This window comes from Methanoculleus sp. UBA430 (assembly GCF_002506585.1).
In the GTDB taxonomy this organism is placed as follows: domain Archaea; phylum Halobacteriota; class Methanomicrobia; order Methanomicrobiales; family Methanoculleaceae; genus Methanoculleus.
This window is the reverse complement of record NZ_DAXW01000009.1, coordinates 171,102-183,973: the sequence shown is the minus strand read 5'-3', so window position 1 is coordinate 183,973 and position 12,872 is coordinate 171,102. Positions and strand designations below refer to the sequence as shown.

General features: G+C 64.0%; 17 protein-coding genes. 8 read left to right on the top strand and 9 right to left on the bottom strand.

Annotation, left to right across the window (positions count from 1 at the left end; translation table 11 throughout):
• Positions 1 to 2: 2 nt before the first annotated feature.
• Genes mtnA through BRA49_RS07140 form a run of 3 tightly spaced genes read right to left on the bottom strand, consistent with a single transcriptional unit; the run spans position 3 to position 2,820 of the window.
• The gene (mtnA, locus tag BRA49_RS07150) at positions 3 to 1,061 is read right to left on the bottom strand and encodes an S-methyl-5-thioribose-1-phosphate isomerase (RefSeq protein WP_292384712.1); all 1,059 of its coding nucleotides are present in this window, start codon (positions 1,059 to 1,061) and stop codon (positions 3 to 5) included.
• Positions 1,062 to 2,336 carry a CoB--CoM heterodisulfide reductase iron-sulfur subunit A family protein gene (locus BRA49_RS07145; RefSeq protein WP_292384710.1) on the bottom strand — a complete coding sequence of 425 codons (1,275 nt, stop codon included), beginning with the start codon at positions 2,334 to 2,336 and terminating at the stop codon, positions 1,062 to 1,064.
• Complete coding sequence (locus BRA49_RS07140; RefSeq protein WP_292384709.1) at positions 2,329 to 2,820, bottom strand: gamma carbonic anhydrase family protein; 492 nt, start codon at positions 2,818 to 2,820, stop codon at positions 2,329 to 2,331. The genes BRA49_RS07145 and BRA49_RS07140 overlap by 8 nt, the downstream gene beginning before the upstream one ends.
• A 127-nt stretch (positions 2,821 to 2,947) precedes the next feature.
• Between BRA49_RS07140 and BRA49_RS07135 the strand changes: the two genes are divergently transcribed.
• On the top strand, positions 2,948 to 3,406 hold the full coding sequence (locus tag BRA49_RS07135) for a phosphopantetheine adenylyltransferase (RefSeq protein WP_292385249.1): 459 nt from the start codon (positions 2,948 to 2,950) through the stop codon (positions 3,404 to 3,406).
• Here the strand turns inward: BRA49_RS07135 and pyrI are convergent.
• Both pyrI and pyrB read right to left on the bottom strand, forming a co-directional pair.
• Positions 3,399 to 3,866, bottom strand: a complete 468-nt coding sequence (pyrI, locus tag BRA49_RS07130) for an aspartate carbamoyltransferase regulatory subunit (protein WP_292384708.1) — start codon at positions 3,864 to 3,866, stop codon at positions 3,399 to 3,401. The genes BRA49_RS07135 and pyrI overlap by 8 nt on opposite strands.
• Positions 3,863 to 4,759 carry an aspartate carbamoyltransferase gene (gene pyrB / locus BRA49_RS07125; RefSeq protein ID WP_292385247.1) on the bottom strand — a complete coding sequence of 299 codons (897 nt, stop codon included), beginning with the start codon at positions 4,757 to 4,759 and terminating at the stop codon, positions 3,863 to 3,865. The genes pyrI and pyrB overlap by 4 nt, the downstream gene beginning before the upstream one ends.
• A gap of 203 nt (positions 4,760 to 4,962) precedes the next feature.
• Here pyrB and BRA49_RS07120 point away from each other — a divergent pair, with 203 nt between their 5' ends.
• Positions 4,963 to 5,148, top strand: coding sequence for a hypothetical protein (locus BRA49_RS07120; RefSeq protein WP_292384707.1), 186 nt, complete (start codon positions 4,963 to 4,965; stop codon positions 5,146 to 5,148).
• Positions 5,149 to 5,154: 6 nt separating this feature from the next.
• On the opposite strand, the gene BRA49_RS07115 is transcribed toward BRA49_RS07120, so the two are convergent.
• From BRA49_RS07115 to BRA49_RS07100, 4 genes are read right to left on the bottom strand one after another with little or no spacing between them, the layout of a single operon-like run.
• Positions 5,155 to 5,880 (bottom strand): methyltransferase domain-containing protein, encoded by a 726-nt coding sequence (locus BRA49_RS07115; RefSeq protein ID WP_292384706.1) that lies wholly within the window; start codon positions 5,878 to 5,880, stop codon positions 5,155 to 5,157.
• Entirely contained in the window at positions 5,877 to 6,218 is a 342-nt protein-coding gene (locus tag BRA49_RS07110) for a nascent polypeptide-associated complex protein (RefSeq protein WP_292384705.1), read from the bottom strand. The genes BRA49_RS07115 and BRA49_RS07110 overlap by 4 nt, the downstream gene beginning before the upstream one ends.
• Entirely contained in the window at positions 6,200 to 6,697 is a 498-nt protein-coding gene (locus BRA49_RS07105) for a PUA domain-containing protein (protein WP_292384704.1), read from the bottom strand. Before BRA49_RS07105 ends, BRA49_RS07110 begins: the two co-directional genes overlap by 19 nt.
• Positions 6,642 to 8,039 (bottom strand): single-stranded-DNA-specific exonuclease RecJ, encoded by a 1,398-nt coding sequence (locus tag BRA49_RS07100; protein ID WP_292385245.1) that lies wholly within the window; start codon positions 8,037 to 8,039, stop codon positions 6,642 to 6,644. Before BRA49_RS07100 ends, BRA49_RS07105 begins: the two co-directional genes overlap by 56 nt.
• Positions 8,040 to 8,323: 284 nt before the next feature.
• On the opposite strand from BRA49_RS07100, the gene BRA49_RS07095 reads away from it, so the two are divergent.
• The 6 genes from BRA49_RS07095 to psmA all read left to right on the top strand — a co-directional run bounded on the left by BRA49_RS07095 (position 8,324) and on the right by psmA (position 12,862).
• Entirely contained in the window at positions 8,324 to 9,727 is a 1,404-nt protein-coding gene (locus tag BRA49_RS07095) for an NAD(P)H-hydrate dehydratase (RefSeq protein WP_292384703.1), read from the top strand.
• 56 nt (positions 9,728 to 9,783) lie between these two features.
• Positions 9,784 to 10,278 carry a cyclic pyranopterin monophosphate synthase MoaC gene (moaC, locus tag BRA49_RS07090; protein WP_292385244.1) on the top strand — a complete coding sequence of 165 codons (495 nt, stop codon included), beginning with the start codon at positions 9,784 to 9,786 and terminating at the stop codon, positions 10,276 to 10,278.
• A 117-nt stretch (positions 10,279 to 10,395) separates the two neighbouring features.
• On the top strand, positions 10,396 to 10,986 hold the full coding sequence (locus BRA49_RS07085; RefSeq protein WP_292384702.1) for a 50S ribosomal protein L15e: 591 nt from the start codon (positions 10,396 to 10,398) through the stop codon (positions 10,984 to 10,986).
• A gap of 30 nt (positions 10,987 to 11,016) precedes the next feature.
• Positions 11,017 to 11,661, top strand: coding sequence for an RNase P subunit p30 family protein (locus BRA49_RS07080; RefSeq protein ID WP_292384701.1), 645 nt, complete (start codon positions 11,017 to 11,019; stop codon positions 11,659 to 11,661).
• Positions 11,658 to 12,140, top strand: a complete 483-nt coding sequence (locus tag BRA49_RS07075) for an Rpp14/Pop5 family protein (protein ID WP_292384700.1) — start codon at positions 11,658 to 11,660, stop codon at positions 12,138 to 12,140. Before BRA49_RS07080 ends, BRA49_RS07075 begins: the two co-directional genes overlap by 4 nt.
• Entirely contained in the window at positions 12,140 to 12,862 is a 723-nt protein-coding gene (gene psmA, locus BRA49_RS07070) for an archaeal proteasome endopeptidase complex subunit alpha (RefSeq protein WP_292384699.1), read from the top strand. Before BRA49_RS07075 ends, psmA begins: the two co-directional genes overlap by 1 nt.
• Positions 12,863 to 12,872 lie beyond the last annotated feature (10 nt).

Sequence of the window (12,872 nt, the reverse complement as noted above, 5' to 3'; positions counted from 1 at the left end):
GGTTAGATCTCCCGGCTCTCTGCCGGCTCACTGACCAGTCGGAACGACTTATCATACGGCGGTCGCAACACCCCGATCTCGGTGATGATCGCATCGACGAGGTCGAGCGGGGTGGCGTCGAAGGCGTAGTTGAGCACCTTCACGTCGTCGGGTGCGAGCTGTCGGTCGCCGCAGCCGGCGAGTTCGGCCCTATCCCGCTCTTCGATAACGATATCCGTTTCCCTGCGGGAGAGGTCGAAGGTGGAGAGGGGGGCCGCGACATAGAACGGTATCCCATGGTGGTGGGCGGCAACGGCGTGCATGTAGGTCCCGATCTTGTTGAAGACCGCGTCCTTTGTGATCCGGTCCGCGCCGACGATGACGAGGTCGATTTCACCCTTCCGCATCAGGTATGCTGCCGAGGAGTCGGGGATAAGGGTCACGTCGATCCCATCGCGGGCGAGTTCCCAGCAGGTAAGTCTCGACCCCTGGTTCAGCGGCCGGGTCTCGCAGGAGATCACCCTGACGTCCTTTCCGGTCGCAACCGCCGACCGGATCACGCCGAGCGCCGTCCCCCAGCACCGGCAGGCGAGCGCTCCCGCGTTGCAGTGGGTGAGCGCCGTGCACGTGGTCGGAAAGAGTTCTTCGCCGAAGTTACCGAGCCTCCGGCAGGTCCGTTCGTCCTCTTCGGCGACGGCGTTTGCTTCAGCGACCGCGAGCGCCTTCGCCTCCGCGACCGACGCGGCCATCGCGACCTTTCTTGCCACGCGGTCGATCCCCCATGCAAGGTTGACCGCGGTCGGGCGAGTGCCCCTGAGCAGGCCGGCGGCCCGCCTGATCTCCGCCTGGAACCGCCCCGGATCCGTCTCGGCGCTCCGGGCGGCCGCGAGTGCAACACCCATCGCGCCGGCGATGCCAAGCGCCGGTGCCCCCCGGATCTCGAGTCTCCTGATCGCCCGGGCGAGGTCCTCGACGGTGGTGCACCGCATCACGTCGTACCTCCCCGGGAGGAGGGTCTGGTCGATATAGACGATGCAGTCGGTCTCCGCGTCCCATGCGATGGTGTAGGGCTCTTTTTGCATCTATCCCACCCTGATCGCGTCGAGGTACGCCCGCATCGCCGCCGCCCCGCCCATGGCGACCGAGTCCGGGATGTCCCTCGGCGCGGTGGCGGTCCCGGCCACGTAGATCCCGGGCTTCACCGTGAGGACGGGGCCGACCTTCTGGTCGGCGACCCCGAAGAATCCGGAGTCGTCCCGGGGTATGCCGAGCATCCGGCCGATCGCCTCCCCGCCGTCGGCAGGCTCGATCCCGACGGAGAGCACCACCAGGTCGGGGTGGAACGTCTCCACCTCACGGGTCTCTGTGTTCTCCGCGACCATCATCAGGTGGTCGTTCTCTTCGAGCACTTCGCCCGGGAACCCGCGGACGAACCGGACCCCGAGGTTCCTCGCCCGCTCGTAATACTCCTCGTAGCCTTTGCCGTACGCCCGGACGTCGTTATAGAAGATCGTGACCTCGACATCGGGGTTCTTTTCGCGTACGAGCATGGCGTTCTTCATCGCATACATGCAGCAGACCCCTGAGCAGTAGGGACGGCCGGCGGCGAGGTCGCGGGAGCCGACACACTGGACGAAGGCTATGCTCCGGGGCGGCTTGCCGTTTGAGAGGCGTCTCAGTTTACCCCCTGTCGGGCCGCTCGCGTTGATCATCCGCTCGAATTCGAGGCTCGTGATGACGTCCGGAATGATGAGATAGCGCAGTTGCCTCTTGTTCCGGGCATCGAACGTCGTATAGCCCGTTGTCACGACGATGCTTGCCGCCGGTATATCGAACACCCGCTCCTCTTCCTCGTGCAGGATCGCCTCTCTGCCGCAGACGTCATAGCAGAGGCCGCACTCGATGCAGTGCTCCTGGTCTTTGATGACGATATCGGGAACCGCCTGGGCGTGGGGTTTATAAATTGCTTTCCGGACCCCGATGCCGGCGTCGAACCGGTTGTAGACCTCCACCGGGCAGATCCGGGTGCAGTCCCCGCACCCGTTGCACTCGCTCTCGATGATGTAGCGGGGGTGCTTCCGGACCCGGACGGTGAAGTTGCCGACCTCGCCCTCGACCGACTCGACCTCGGAGCAGGTATGGATCGTGACGTTTCTGTGCCGGGCCACCTCCACCATCTTCGGAGAGAGGATGCACATCGAACAGTCGTTGGTGGGGAACGTCTTGTCGAGTTGGGCCATGTGCCCCCCGATGGTCGGTTCGCGTTCGATGAGGTGCACGTGGACCTCGTGGTCGGCAAGGTCGAGCGCCGCCTGGATGCCGGCAACCCCGGCGCCGATGACCACGACGTCAGCCATGGCGGTACCTCCCTGCGAGTTTGATATATTCACGCGCGTTTTTAATGATGCTCTCCTGCTGCTCGGGCGTCGTCTCCCTGACCACTTTCCCGGGCACGCCGAGGACCAGCGAGTGCGGCGGGATCTCCTTTCCTTCGGTAACGACGGCGCCGGCCCCGATGATGGAGCCCTCGCCCACCACTGCGCCGTTCAGGACGACGGCACCCATGCCGACGAGCACCCGGTCACGGATGGTGCAGCCGTGCAGGATGGCGCCGTGACCGACTGAGACCCCCGCCCCGATCCCGACCGGGAACCCGGGCGTCGTGTGGACGACGGCATTGTCCTGGATGTTTGAGCCCGTCCCTACGGCGATTGTATCCCGATCAGCCCGGACAACGGCACCGAACCAGACGCTCACATCATCGGCAAGCGTCACATCGCCGATGACGGTTGCGTTCTCCGCAATAAAGACGCGGTCCCCCACAATTGATCCGCTCTCCATGTACGTCTACTATTGATCGCTTCGATACAAAATGCTCTCCCCCGGCGGTGAGGGGGAAGACTGGACCGTGCTCACCGCACCACTGCCGACCACTACCCATAAACCCCCTCACGTCAAACGCCTCCAGATGAGAGTGATGGTCGGGGGGACGTTCGATCCCCTGCATGCCGGACACAGGAAACTCCTCGCCCGCTCCTTTGAGCTCGCCGGGCCTGACGGAGAGGTGATCATCGGGTTGACAACCGACGAGTTTGCCGGGGCGAAGGTCCACCCCGTCCACTCGTACCAGGAACGGCTGGCAACCGTTGCGTCCTTCATCAAGGAGCGCGGTTACACCGCGGCGTGGAAGGTCGAGCCGCTCGCTGACCGCTACGGCAGCGCCCTCGATACGGAATTCGATATCCTCGTCGTCTCCGAGGAGACCTTCCCGGTCGCCGTGGAGATCAACGAACGCCGACGAGAGCGAGGGAAGAGAAAAGTGGACCTCCATGAGATCTCATGCGTCCTCGCCGAAGACGGCCGACGGATCTCGAGCACCCGGATCTACCGGGGGGAGATCGACCGGCACGGAAACCTGATCAGATGATGTGGCCTGCAATATCATTCTTGATCAGCCAGTCGCAGTAGAGGCAGTGCAGCCCTTTCGGAAGCACCTCGAATGTGCTCTCCACCGGCTCATTCGTATTCGTGATGCAGCCGGGGTTCGGGCACCGGACCACACCTCTGAGGAGGTGCGGGATCTCGACACCTTTCTTCTCCACCACCTGGTAGTCCCGGATGATGTTGATCTTCGCCTGCGGCGCAAGCAGGGCGATCCGGTCGACCTCCTCCGTACGGAGCTCCCGGTTCTCGATCTTGACGACATCCTTCCTCCCCATCCGTTTGCTCCTGACGTTCGTTGCGATGCTCAGGCACTCCCGGGTCGATCCGGTGATGCCGAGTATCCGCAAGACGTTGAGAGCTTCTCCGGCAGTGACATGGTCGATGACGGTGCCGTTCTTGATCGGGCTGATGACCAACCCCCCTGACGGGTCTTTTCTGCTCATTTCATCACCTCGTAGAGGAGGGCCATCCTGACCGGCACCCCGTTCCTCGCCTGCTCGAAGTAGCGCGCATACGGCGTCTGGTCCACCGCAGGGTCGATCTCCCCGGCGCGCGGGAGCGGGTGGAGGATCATCAGGTGTTCCCGGACACCGCGGAGCTGATCGGGCGTGATCTGATAACTGGACGCGACGTTGTAGTAGGATGCCGAGTCCGGGAACCGCTCGCGCTGGATCCTCGTGACGTAGAGGACGTCTAACTCCCGGATCACCTCCTCCACGTCCGTATGCTCGATCACGTCCATCCCGCGCTCACGCAGTTCGAGGGCGATGTTCGCCGGCATCTCCAGTCCACCCGGTGCGATCGTGTGCAGGGTGACGCCGTAGAGGGAGAGGGCGAGCGCCAGCGAGTGCGCGGTCCGGCCGTAGCGCAGGTCGCCGAGGAGGCCGACGTCGAGCCCGTCGATCGGCATCGACTGCCTGATGGTGTAGAGGTCAAGCAGCGTCTGGCTTGGGTGCTGCCCCGCGCCGTCCCCTGCGTTGATGACCGGCACCGTGGCGAACTCGCTTGCCAGCCGTGCCGCCCCCTCCTTTGGGTGGCGGAGCACGATGGCGTCCGCGTAGCCGCTCACCACCCGGATGGTGTCGGCCAGCGTCTCTCCCTTGACGATGGAACTTGCCTCCACGGAGTCCACGCTGATCGAGTCCCCGCCGAGCCTGGCCATAGCCGTCGCAAACGACATCCTCGTGCGGGTGCTGGGCTCGAAGAAGAGGAGGGCCGCAAGTTTGCCCTCAAGCATCCGGGGTCGGTACTTCTCGGTATCGAACTCCTCAGCCCGGTCCAGCAGGTGATCGAGATCGCTCTTTTCAAAATCGCGGATAGAGATAATGTGGTACATCGTGTGGCTACCTTCCGGGGTTTTCAGCCCGGCCGGCGGGGGTGGCGCCCGGATCATCCCGCCTCCCGCCGTGACGCGGACAAAACACCTCTTCTCTCCTGAATACTGGTTCGCCCCGCATCCACTAATACCTTTTTTCCAACACTACCAAAGACAAACCTTTGTCACCTCCGCACACATCATACTACTCTGGGAGGAGAGACATGTCCGAAGAGAAGGAAGAGTATGCCCCTGAGGTCTGTTGTCACTGCGGAGGGCTTGGATGTACCTACTGCAACAAACAAGGTACGGTAATGGTGCCGCAGCCCTCGCAGAAGTGCCATCACTGTGACGGCGATTGCTGCATCTACTGCGGCTACACCGGGTGGGAACACCCGCTCAAGGAGTAAGCCCACCTATTTTCGCGCGATCGTGACGTAGCCGCTGTGGGCGACCCGTGTCGACGGCCGGGTCCCCCGGGCGGAGCGCGTCAGCTCCCGCTCCATGCACTCATAGCAGTGGACGTCGCGGAAGAGCGGCGTTGCGGTGTCGAGCGCAACAAACGTATGTTCGAGGAACGGGGTGTAGCATGAAAGGTACCCGCCGGGCGAGAGGAGCGAGAAGGCGTGCTCCACGTGTGCCGGGGTTATCGTCAGGTCCAGGTGGACGACGTCGAACTCACCGGTCGCTTCAAGCATGTCGGCCGCGACCACCTCGACGTTCTCGAGCCGCGCATTCCTGATGTTCTTCTCCGCAAGTCTGGCGAACTCCGGGCGCACCTCGTAGGTCTTCACCGCGCGGGCGATACTTCCGAAGTAGATTGCGGCGACGCCGCTCCCGGTCCCGGCGTCGAGGACCGCATCGTTGCGGTTCATGCCCGTGTAGGCGATGACGATCCCGATGTCCTTGGGGAGCATCGGGGCTCCGCTCCGTTTTGCGTGGACAAAGAAGTCGGTCGGCCGGGGGCGCAGCACGGTGAACGGGACATCGAGGTGGGTCCTGATCTCGCCTCCCGGGTTCATGCCCGCGAGCGCCGAAAGATCGATCATCCCCCGGTCGGTGGAGAACTTTCCTTCGCCCGCCTTCACGAAGTATTCGCGCTCCCCGCCGACGAGCAGGAGGTGTTCCCCATCCTCGATCATTGCTGCGAGAGTTTCAGGATCGCTTCGGCGATGTCGCCGCGGGTCTCGATGAGTGTTGTCCTCGCAACCTCTTTGGCTGCTCCGGTCTGGGACGCGACGAGGGCGACGTCTTCGTCGGGGATCTCCGGGACCGCCTCTTCAAACCGGGCCTCTCCCGTGAGCTGGTAGGTGGTGACCCCCTGCATGGTGGTCGCGACGACCTGGGCTTCGTCAAAGACGTAGTTTCCCGCGGGCGTGTAGATAACCACTTTCTCCACGCCCTCGATCTCCTCCATCTCCATGCCCATCTGCTTCATCATCTGCTTCATTTTTTTCGGGTTTATCTTACCTGGAAACATTCAGATCCCCTTCCCTGTCGTACTTTTACCGCTACACCGTAATTAAATGCCAGCATCTCCCGACCGGAGAGCAGGGCTGCTCCGGTGGCGAGGAGCACATCGTCTCCGGTCACCACCAGCACCTCGTCCCCTGCGCGGATGCCGTCGTCGGCAGCGACGACGTGCTTTGCCATCGTGTTCTTCCCGTCCGCAATAAATGTCGCCACATCTTCCTGCACTGTCACCCGGTAGGCCGGCGGAGGAAGATGGGCGCAAAGTCGCGCCGCTCCGCCGACTCCGAGGGTCAGGCGACCGTCCTGTGCGCGAACGGTTGCAAGCCGCTCCTTCCCGAGGCGCACCTGGCGGACGCGCCCCGTCGTGGAGAACTGGAAGGTGCACTCATCGGGGAAGACTGCGTCTCCTGCTCCGGTGCCGAACTGGAAGTCAGCGATTGTCCGGATCCGCCGAAGCGAACTGTCGTTTGAGTATTCGGTTGACACTATCAACAAACTCCTCTTCTGTATCGTAGGGGATGAACGCCCCGGCCGCGATCCGGTGCCCGCCGCCCGCGCCGCCGACCTCTGCCGACGCCTCGACGAGAGCCTCCTGCAGGTCGACTCCGCGGCCGAGCGCCCACTCGTTCGTCCGCATCGAGACCTTCGTGACCTCCGGTTCGTCCACCATCGCACTTAAGACCATGATCGGCTTCTTCCAGTTCAGTTTGGAGAGTGCCATCCCCGCCCCGATCCCGACGATGGTGTCGGGGAACCGGTCGCCGGTGTGGATATACTGCAGGTGCGAGAGCTCCGTCACCCCGGTATCGAGGATGTACTGGAGCAGGTCGCGGATGACCGTCCGGTGGTGGGCGAGCATGTACTCCGCATCGCGGTAGGCGTCCCCGCGATCCCCGCGGCAGATGCTCCCCCCTATCCCGGGTTTTGCCCACCGCCCGCAGGCGTTCAAGAGGGTGGCGTACTCGGAGGCGTTCCGGAGCGGTGTCCGTTCCGGCTCGTCGGGGAAGATGTAGATCTCGGCGAGCAGGCGGTCGGTCTCCCTCCCGTGAGCGATGAGCTGCTGGGCAAGGGCGCTGATGATCGTGCGTTTGTCGTCGAACGGGAGTTCTTCCCAGACAAGCCAGCCGCCCCGGGGTGATTTCAACTCGACGCCGAGTTTCTCAAGGAACCGGAGCGCCGCGTTTGGGTTGTTCGAGATCCCGTCGATGTAGGGGTCGTCGCAGTAGCCGAGGCAGACGTGGATCGGGCGTGTGGACGTCCCGTAGCAGTTCAAGTCCGGCTTCTGCACGACGATGTTGCCGTACTCCACACCATCCTGGACGATATCGCGGGCCGGACCGACCAGCCCACAGTTTTCCCGGGCCATCATGTCCCCGACGTTCCCGACCACGGCGAGTTTGGCGAGGTCGGTGCAGGTTGCGTCGATCGCCTTTGCGACCAGGTAGGCGATACCGGCGGCGCTCATCCGGGTGATGCCGAAATCAAGGCTGTTCACCTGGGGGTAGGCCGTCTCGCAGGGCTGGCTGACGTGGTGGTCGAGGATCAGGACCTCGTCCGCAGAGAGGCCGTGCTCCGCAAGAAGGCTCTGCTGGCCGGCCCCGAGGTCGGTGAAGACCTTCAGGGAGTCGTCCTTTGGGACGTGACGCATCGCCATCGGCTCGAGCTGGCGGACGAAGACGGAGGTGACGGGTATACCCTCGCGGCTGAGCGCCTGCGAGAGGATCGACTCCGTGCTGATGCCGTCGGCGTCGATGTGGGAGATGATCGTCACCGACTCCGCATCGCAGGCCAGATCCGCTGCTCTCCGTAGATCGTTTTCGAGGCCCATCTCCATAGGAGTGCGTCGTGAAAGGTCAATAAAGCATGGGAGCATGGGATCGATGACGGGTGAGGGGGTTACCGTCATACCTGAAGCGTGGAGACAGGGGAGGGGAACTGCCCCCCCATCGGCCCCGCCCCCGCGTGGCGATATCCCACGGTCCAGCATCCGGGGTTTTTCCACCGCTCTAACCCGGCGGCCCCCCGGCATTTCTCCCGGTCAAAAAAAACTAAAACTATCTAAGAAAGAAACACCATAGCACCAACCAGGCAACACTCCTGGAGGTGCAGAGCATGACAACGAACGATATGCATGAGTTTCTGGAGACCGGCGTGATCGACGCCGGCCGGATGCGGGCGGTCGAAGGGAACGCTGTGGCGCTCGGCCACTCGTCGCTTTCGATGATGGAGAGCGCCGGACGGGCCGTCGCGGACGCTGTCCTCGCCTCCGGTCCCTCCCGGGTCCTCGTCCTCTGCGGGCGGGGGAACAACGGCGGCGACGGGATGGTGGTGGCCCGGTACCTCCAGTACCTCGATGCGGTCGACGTCGTCTACCCTGACTGCGGCTCGATCACCTCCGCGGCGGCTCTCCAGGAATCGCTCCTCCACCGCTGCTCAGTCGCCCTCCACCCGGTCCGGTGCGCCGCCGACGTCGATCGGCTCGGCCATCTCTTCGATGCGGCCGATCTCATCGTCGATGCGATGCTCGGCACCGGGAGATCGGGCGCGGTGCGGGAGCCGTTTGCAACCCTCGTCGCCCGGGCGAACGCGAGCGCCGCGCCGGTCCTCGCCGTCGATATCCCCACCCCCGGCCTCCGGGCTGACCGTGTCGTATCGTTCCACCGGGCGAAGGTGGCGGGCGCGGACGTCGTGGGTATCGGCATCCCGCTCGAGGCTGAGGTCTTCTGCGGGCCCGGTGACCTCACGCTCGTCCCGGCCCGGGCGTCCGGGGCCCACAAAGGTGTCGGCGGTGAGGTGCTCGTCATCGGGGGCGGGCCCTACCAGGGGGCGCCCTACATCGCGGCGATGGGGGCGCTCCGTGCCGGCGCGGATATCGTCCGGATTGCCTCCCCGGCATACATCCCCATGCCCGACCTGATCTACGAGCCCTTAGAAGGGAAGGCGATCACGGCCGACCACCTGGAGACGATCCTCCGGCTCACCGGGCGGGCCGATGTAGTCGTCTGCGGCATGGGTCTCGGGGTCGAGAGCCACGACGTCGTCCTCGCCGTCGCCGGGGCGGCCAGGCGGGCGGTCTTCGATGCCGATGCGCTCGCCCACCCCCTGCCGGCGGCGAAGGAGACGATCTACACCCCGCATGCAGGGGAGTTTGCCAGGATCACCGGGACAGAACCCCCGGCGGACCTCGCGGCGCGCGGCCGGTGCGTGAAAGCCGCCGCAACGGCGGGGACCGTCCTGCTCAAGGGGCCGGTCGACGTAGTCTCCGACGGAACGCGGGTCAGGTTCAACCGGACCGGAACCCCTGCAATGACCACCGGGGGGACGGGTGACCTGCTCGCCGGTGTCGCCGGAGCGCTTTTCTGCCAGGTTCCGGCGTTCGAGGCGGCCTGCATCGCCGCGTACGTCTGCGGCAAGGCCGGGATGCGGGCCGCGGAGGGGCGCGGATGCGGGATGCTCGCGACCGACATGCTGGACTGCATTCCGGAGGAACTCTTCGGCCGCCCGGTGGCGGAGTGACCTCACCCCGGGCGTTTCCTTTTATCCCCAAAGAGACCGAAGATCTCCTGATTCACATGAGCGAGTCCGGCGAACACAGCAAGACCCCGGTCTTCACCCACATCGAGAACGACCGCGCGCAGATGGTTGACATCTCGGCAAAGACCGAGGTCCCCCGGGAAGCAGTTGCGGCCGGGAGGATCTACCTCCGGAGCGAGACGCTTCGGGCCATCCGGGAAGGGACGGCGGTCAAAGGCAACGTCCTCGCGACCGCGCGGGTGGCGGCCACCCTCGCGGTGAAAGAGACGGCGCGCATCATCCCCATGTGCCACCCCATACCGCTTGCGGGCATCGTCATCGACTTCGAGGAGGGGGACGGCTACATTGAGGCGACCGCCCGCGTGAAGTCCTACGGGAGGACGGGCGTCGAGATGGAAGCGCTCACCGGCGTCTCCGTTGCGCTCCTCACCGTCTGGGATATGGTCAAATCGGCCGAAAAAGACGAGAACGGGCAGTACCCGGTCACCCGGATCGATGCCATCCGTGTCGTCGAGAAGAGGAAGGGCATCTAGGTCTTCCCGCGGAGAAAGGAATTCTTTATTAGCGCTCTCGCCAACCTGTTAGGAACCACGGGACACGTCCCGGAAAAGGAATGTGGCGGAAACGCTGAACCTGAGGTGATTAAAAGCATGGCAAAGTCAATGTATGCCTACGTTCGCGAGGCATGGAAGAGGCCCGACCGTTCCGAGGTGAAAGGTCTCCTCTGGGAGCGCCTCCAGGTCTGGCGGCGCGAGGGGAGTATCGTACGCGTGGAGCATCCGACCCGGATCGACCGGGCCCGCTCGCTTGGCTACAAGGCCAAGCAGGGGATCATCGTCGTGCGGGTCAAGGTCCGCCGCGGTGGCCGGAGGAAGCCCCGGTACATTCGCGGGCGCCGGTCCGCACGTATGGGTATGCGCCGCATGACCCCGGCAAAGAGCCTGCAGCGGATGGCCGAAGAGCGTGCATCCCGCAAGTTCCCGAATATGGAGGCCTTAAACTCCTACTGGGTCGGCGAGGATGGACGGTCAAAGTGGTTTGAGGTGATCCTGGTCGATGGGCACCACCCATCGATCCGGAGCGACCGCAACCTCGCATGGCTGGCCGACCCGGTTCACCGGGGCCGGGCGGAGCGCGGTAAGACCTCCGCCGGCATGAAGGGGCGCGGGATGCGGACGCGCGGGCACGGGACCGAGAAGACTCGCCCGAGCATCCGTTCCCATGCGAACCGCGGCAAATAATTACCTTTTTTTACATACGGTTTACTCCTGATGAAGGTCACGGACGCGAGTGTATATCCCTACCCCACCGGCGACTCGACGCTTGCACGGATGGCGCTTGAGGCGACGGACCTCGGGTTTGACAGCATCGTCGCCATCGGCGAGGTCGGGCGTCAACCCCTTGGGGCGGAGGTTATCCGCGGGGTCGTGATCAGCGCCGCGTCCCACAAGGAGGTCATCAGGCGGGTGCGCGAGCCTGCCGTCCGGCGTGCCGACGTGGTCTTTGTCAATGCCGGCGACACCTCTTTCAACCGGGCCGTCGTCGGGCTGAGAGAGGTGAATGGCATCAGAAATATCCATGCCGCCCGGAGGAACGCGTTCGACCACGTTGCCGCACGGTCAGCGGCCGAGCGTGGCGTGGCGGTGGACATCTCGCTTGCCCCCATCATCCGGCTCCGGGGAACCCGACGCCAGAGGGCGCTGGAGCGGTACGCTGACATCCTCTCGCTGCAACGGCGCTACGGCTTCCCACTGACGATATCGTCCGACGCACACTCGATTCTCGAGCAGCGGTCGGTCCGCGAGGTCCGGGGCCTCTGCGCGCTCTTCGGCATGACCGGAACGGAAGTGAGCGAGGCTCTCGCGTCGGTCGGCCGGTTCATCGAACCGGAGCAGCCCGTGAGGGTGGTCGGATGAAGCCGAGGCCCCCGGCGATGCGGGCAAAAAGGCGTTACATCCTGGTTCGGGTCCTCCCGTACGGAGTGACCCCTGACCAGAAACAGGCATACCTCTCGGTCATCGAGGCCGCGACCTCGCTCTTTGGCGACGCGGCCGTCGGGTTCGCACAGCCGGCGGTGGTCTTCTGCGACACCGGGTACGTTGTGGTCCGATGCCGTCGCGGAACGGAGAAGGATATCGCCACCGCCCTTACAACGGTCACCGCGATCGCCGATGGGCCGGTTGCCCTCCGGACGGTCGCCGTCTCCGGGACCATCCATGCTCTGAAGCGCCGGATGAAACCAATCCGGCCTCTCTCTGAGGCAGGAGAAACGAGGTTCGCGGAGCACTGTTTCACGGTGTACCGCTACCCCCGTCAAAAGGTTGATTTGGTTGAACAAGGTATTAAACATCAGAAGTTATTATTTTTCACCGAAGCCGATTTGGAGGAACGATAATGCAACCACAATATCAGATGGGATATGACCGGGCGATTACTGTCTTCAGCCCGGACGGTAGGCTCTACCAGGTTGAGTACGCCAGAGAAGCGGTGAAACGGGGTACGACGGCAGTCGGGATCAAGTGCAGCGAAGGCGTCGTGCTGATCGTCGACAAACGGGTGACGTCCCGTCTCCTCGAGCCTGCCTCCATCGAGAAGATCTTCAAGATTGACTCGCATATCGGTGTGGCATCCTCCGGCCTCGTCGGCGACGCGCGGTCCCTCGTGGATCGGGCGCGGGTCGAGTCCCAGATCAACCGGGTCTCCTACAACGAACCGATCAACGTCGAAACCCTGGCCAAGAAACTCTGCGACCACATGCAGACCTACACCCAGTTCGGCGGTGCACGCCCCTACGGGACCGCTCTCCTGATTGCAGGCGTCAGCGACGGCGAGGCCCGGCTCTTTGAGACCGATCCGAGCGGCACGTTGCTCGAGTACAAGGCAACCGGGATCGGCACGGGCCGGCCCGCGGTCATGAAGGTTTTCGAGGACGAGTACAACGAGGAAGGGAACTTTGCCGACGCCATCAAGCTCGGTATCAAGGCCCTGCACGCCGCAACAGAAGGCAAACTCGACGTGAGCGCCATCGAGATCGGTCTCGTCTCCATCGCGACCCGGGAATTCCGGAAGCTGGAGAAGGACGAAGTGAAGATCTACGTCGACCAGTTCGAAGAGTGAGTGACACCCC

Bases quoted from the DNA above. Each gene is read 5' to 3' on its own strand.
- pyrI (WP_292384708.1), bottom strand. From the start codon at position 3,866: ATGAGCAGAAAAGACCCGTCAGGGGGGTTGGTCATCAGCCCGATCAAG.
- BRA49_RS07085 (WP_292384702.1), top strand. From the start codon at position 10,396: ATGGCAAAGTCAATGTATGCCTACGTTCGCGAGGCATGGAAGAGGCCC.
- BRA49_RS07110 (WP_292384705.1), bottom strand. From the start codon at position 6,218: ATGTTTCCAGGTAAGATAAACCCGAAAAAAATGAAGCAGATGATGAAG.
- BRA49_RS07135 (WP_292385249.1), top strand. From the start codon at position 2,948: ATGAGAGTGATGGTCGGGGGGACGTTCGATCCCCTGCATGCCGGACAC.
- BRA49_RS07120 (WP_292384707.1), top strand. From the start codon at position 4,963: ATGTCCGAAGAGAAGGAAGAGTATGCCCCTGAGGTCTGTTGTCACTGC.
- BRA49_RS07080 (WP_292384701.1), top strand. From the start codon at position 11,017: ATGAAGGTCACGGACGCGAGTGTATATCCCTACCCCACCGGCGACTCG.
- BRA49_RS07095 (WP_292384703.1), top strand. From the start codon at position 8,324: ATGACAACGAACGATATGCATGAGTTTCTGGAGACCGGCGTGATCGAC.
- BRA49_RS07115 (WP_292384706.1), bottom strand. From the start codon at position 5,880: ATGATCGAGGATGGGGAACACCTCCTGCTCGTCGGCGGGGAGCGCGAA.
- moaC (WP_292385244.1), top strand. From the start codon at position 9,784: ATGAGCGAGTCCGGCGAACACAGCAAGACCCCGGTCTTCACCCACATC.
- BRA49_RS07075 (WP_292384700.1), top strand. From the start codon at position 11,658: ATGAAGCCGAGGCCCCCGGCGATGCGGGCAAAAAGGCGTTACATCCTG.
- pyrB (WP_292385247.1), bottom strand. From the start codon at position 4,759: ATGTACCACATTATCTCTATCCGCGATTTTGAAAAGAGCGATCTCGAT.
- BRA49_RS07145 (WP_292384710.1), bottom strand. From the start codon at position 2,336: ATGGCTGACGTCGTGGTCATCGGCGCCGGGGTTGCCGGCATCCAGGCG.
- mtnA (WP_292384712.1), bottom strand. From the start codon at position 1,061: ATGCAAAAAGAGCCCTACACCATCGCATGGGACGCGGAGACCGACTGC.
- BRA49_RS07140 (WP_292384709.1), bottom strand. From the start codon at position 2,820: ATGGAGAGCGGATCAATTGTGGGGGACCGCGTCTTTATTGCGGAGAAC.
- BRA49_RS07100 (WP_292385245.1), bottom strand. From the start codon at position 8,039: ATGGGCCTCGAAAACGATCTACGGAGAGCAGCGGATCTGGCCTGCGAT.
- psmA (WP_292384699.1), top strand. From the start codon at position 12,140: ATGCAACCACAATATCAGATGGGATATGACCGGGCGATTACTGTCTTC.